This is a genomic window from Thermodesulfobacteriota bacterium, assembly GCA_039028315.1.
Taxonomy (GTDB): Bacteria; Desulfobacterota_D; UBA1144; order Nemesobacterales; family UBA2774; genus CR02bin9.
On record JBCCIH010000209.1, the window covers coordinates 1 to 3719 of the forward strand.

A 3719-nucleotide genomic window follows, 5' to 3' on the forward strand; every position below is an offset into this window, starting at 1 on the left:
AGACCATTAGAAGGGTAGTGTTGAAGGTACTTCTAATTTAATCAAATCTTGGAAGGCTTTTTCAATAGATCCTTGTGAGAAGGTGGAAGCGGAGTTTAAATATTTTATCTAATTTAATTTCCCAGTCAAAATCACTATCGAGACCATTTGTGAAAAGCATAAGAAACTTCCTCGGGTTCATCATTCTGGTGTATATCCTCATCTCAGGGATCATTGGGATCATTAAGAAAAAGCAAATAGATTTTCCCAGATGTGAGGATAAAGTAGAGGTGATCAATAGGAGTAATGATAGATGGCATCAGAGAGAATGGGAGCTAGTTAACTCATCTGCCTCTTTCTGCACGACTTATAAGTCGGAAGAGGCCTTAAGTCTCCGAGTAGGTGATCAAAGAAATGAGATGATTGTGGATCTAGATGAATACGAAGATTTCTGGGGTGGCGTCTACAAGAACCTGGTATTGGATAGCAAGTCCTACATTCACTTTATGGTAGATTCATTGAAGGGAATATCCCAGGAGCAAGGACTTACAAAACCCGAACTTGCAGAGCTGGTAGTCACTTTTGTGCAGGACATACCCTATAGCTATGTGCTTTCTCGCGATTGTGCCTCAAGAGATACGGGAGATTCACCATGTATTGGCCATGTTGCCATGGGGATCTTGTCGCCTTACGAGTTTTTGCATTCGCTTTATGGTGATTGTGACACTCGGTCGGTTTTGATTTATACACTACTAGAGGAGTTGGGGTTTGATCCGATGATCGTGGTGAGTGATGAATATGCACATGCCATGTTAGCGTTAAACGTTGCATCTTCAGGTGACTACTTGATGCACCAAGGGAGGAAATATTACTTTTGGGAAACCACAGCAAAGGGTTGGCCATTGGGTATGTTGCCTCCCAACACTAAGAATATTAATTACTGGAAAATCGCACTTGTCAATGAAATGAGTATGTGAAAATCATCTCAGCATGTACCTTACAAAGCCCAACTTCTAACACATGAATCCTAACATCGCAATCCTGGCCCTCATTGAAATCGTTTCTGCCATTACTATCGGCATTTTTATTCTGGCTCTCACTTACAAAATTGTTCAATGGGTAGGCAGGAAATATTATCGAATCCAAGACTATAATCTGGCCTACAGCATCTTCGTATCAGCCATCATTTTAGCTGTTGGGATTATGATCAGCGGGATCGTTCAGCCTTTGATTTCTTCATTTAGAATTCTAAACCAAAGTGCCAACACTTTCATGATTGCATTCAAGTATGTCGGCATTGGGGCGGTTTACATTGCTATTGCCTACACGGCAACCATCTTGATCGGACTCATTAGTACTTTTCTTTATTCCAAACTCACACCCATCGATGAGTTTGAAGAGATCAGAAAAAACAATGTAGGTGTGGCGCTGATCATATCAAGTATCCTGATCACGTTGACTCTTCTTTCAAAGAATGGAGTGGTGCTTTTAATTGAGGCTATCGTTCCTTATCCGGAGTTACCACCAATTTAATCACTCATTCCTCAGCACACTTGTTGGGTTTTTTCTTGCTGCCGAACAAGTCTGTGTGATGATTGTTGCCGAACAAAGGATAAGAAGAAACAAAATACTTCCTCCCACTTCTAGAACTGAGATATTCGTTCGATAGAAGTTTTGAGCAAGGATCACTTTGTCAAAGAGCAGATAGCAAATCGGTGAACCGATAAGAATAGCCCAAAAAACCATCTTCATAAACCCTTTGGAGAGTAAAAAAATTAGGGTCTTCTCTGTTGCTCCAAATGTCTTACGTATGCCGATCTCTTTTAGCCGTGTTTCGGTTGAATAGATCGCCATGCCAAACAGGCCAAGACAACTAATTGAGATTGCCAAAAACCCTACAAATCCGAATAGTTTCATAACATCTACCAGGAATTGATAATAGTCTTCAATTTGATCATCCATGAAGGCAGAATACATGTTGTTTTTGCCGTCGATTTCATCCCACACGTCTTCAAGCCTTTCCACCGAAGAAATGATGTCTGTGGTATTGAGTTTAATATTAGCAAATAGAAAATTGTCTGAGGTGAGCATCACAAAACTGCTAATGGGTTCCTCCAGGTTTACATAGTGGAAGTCCTCTATCACTCCTACGATTGTTAGTGATTGACTGCCATACCGAAAGGTAGTCCCCACAGTGTTTTGAGGATTTTCTAATCCAAAATCTCTAACAAACTGCTCATTAACAACAATGGATTGACTCTCACCATCTCGCATTGATCTACCAGCAAGGAGGTTGAGTCCAAAATTATCCAGATAGCTTTCGTTGATGGTCATTGAATTTACCCAAACCGAATCCTGGTTTCGTTGATCAACCAATTGCAAGGATTCAAGTGAGCCAACTCCCGGAATGATTGAGGAAAATGACACTTCTTCGACCTCTGCGAGTTTACTCCATTCGGTACGAAGAATGGACGGATCATTCCCTTCCAAAGGAACGTTGAGGATATTTTGTGTTTCAAAACCAAGATCATAATCCAGCGAAAACCGATACTGCTTGTTGGTAATGGCAATGGCTAGAATAAAAATCATGCTAATGGCAAACTGTGCCACGATGAAGGTTTTCCGTAAGTTGATTCGACCTAGCGTCCTCAAGCCGTTGTTACTTCGAAATGCATTGAGCGAGGAAAGTCTTGAAAAATAAAGAGAGGGAGCCATACCTGCGATGAGTCCGGTTGCTACAGCGAATAGTGTAAACCATCCAATTAAAGGTAAGGAGAGCTCAAGGTTAATCACTTCATTGGCTCGGGGAATCAACGCGATAAATTCTGATCTGATAAGCATAAATATGAGCACGCCAATAGCCAAAGAAATCAGAGACAAGACGATTGCCTCAATAGTAAATTGAAAATACACTGCCTTCCCATTGGCACCATTTAATTTTCTAATTCCAACTTCGCGTGCTCGTCGCAATGCCCTGGCCATCGATAGGTTGGTATAATTGAAAATTGCTGAAAGCAGGATTGCTCCGGCTATTACCGATAAAATGATAATGGGCAGAAAGATCATTTTAGGGCCAATGGAATCTGAAACATCAGGCCCGGGAAGAATTTTGTCCATTCGCTGCATCTCGAACGTATAGGTCACTTGATCCGCATTGGGATAAAATCGATCAGAGGCATTTGTTAGCCATGCGTTTACCTCACTTACCATTTCTTCAGTAGGGAGATATAGGTAGTTGTAGAAGGTAAAGACCGACTGCCAGTCATTATATGAATTATCAAAAAGCCCTTGATTGGCCATGAGGGGGATTGAGCTGAGTGAGGCGATCACTTCATACTGAATATGGGAAAATTTGGGTGGATCCTTGAGGATTCCCTTAATGAAAAATGTTCCAAGACCGCCAATTGAAATTTCTTCCCCAATGACATCCGTTCGTTCGTAGGTTTTGGTTGCCAAGCTTTCTGTGATTAGAATAGAGTACGGATCACTTAACGAGGTGGCTTTATTACCAGAAAGGAGTTCAAATGACATGAAATCAAAGAAGTGTTCATCAGCGTAGATTCCTCGAACCTGGATTTTCTTACCATTCATTTCTGCTTTCCCGTTTAGCCTTCTTCCAAGCTGTGTAATGGAAATGTCTTCGAAATCTTCTTTGAGATTGTCTTTGAAATTGTCTTTGAAATTGTCTTTGAAATTGTCTTTGGAATTGTCCTTGAGAATGTCTTTGAAATTGTCTTTGA

3 protein-coding genes are annotated in these 3719 nt (G+C 40.9%); 2 read left to right on the top strand and 1 reads right to left on the bottom strand.

Translation table 11 applies throughout. The annotated features are described in order from the left end of the window. Positions 1 to 269: 269 nt before the first annotated feature. Positions 270 to 956: a hypothetical protein gene (locus AAF462_10835; protein ID MEM7009619.1), complete on the top strand. Its 687-nt coding sequence runs from the start codon at positions 270 to 272 to the stop codon at positions 954 to 956. A 43-nt stretch (positions 957 to 999) separates the two neighbouring features. Beyond that, on the top strand, positions 1000 to 1512 hold the full coding sequence (locus AAF462_10840; protein ID MEM7009620.1) for a DUF350 domain-containing protein: 513 nt from the start codon (positions 1000 to 1002) through the stop codon (positions 1510 to 1512). On the opposite strand, the gene AAF462_10845 is transcribed toward AAF462_10840, so the two are convergent. Continuing rightward, the coding region (locus AAF462_10845; protein MEM7009621.1) for an FtsX-like permease family protein at positions 1513 to 3719 on the bottom strand (2207 nt) is incomplete at its 5' end.

Bases quoted from the DNA above. Each gene is read 5' to 3' on its own strand.
- AAF462_10840 (MEM7009620.1), top strand. From the start codon at position 1,000: ATGAATCCTAACATCGCAATCCTGGCCCTCATTGAAATCGTTTCTGCC.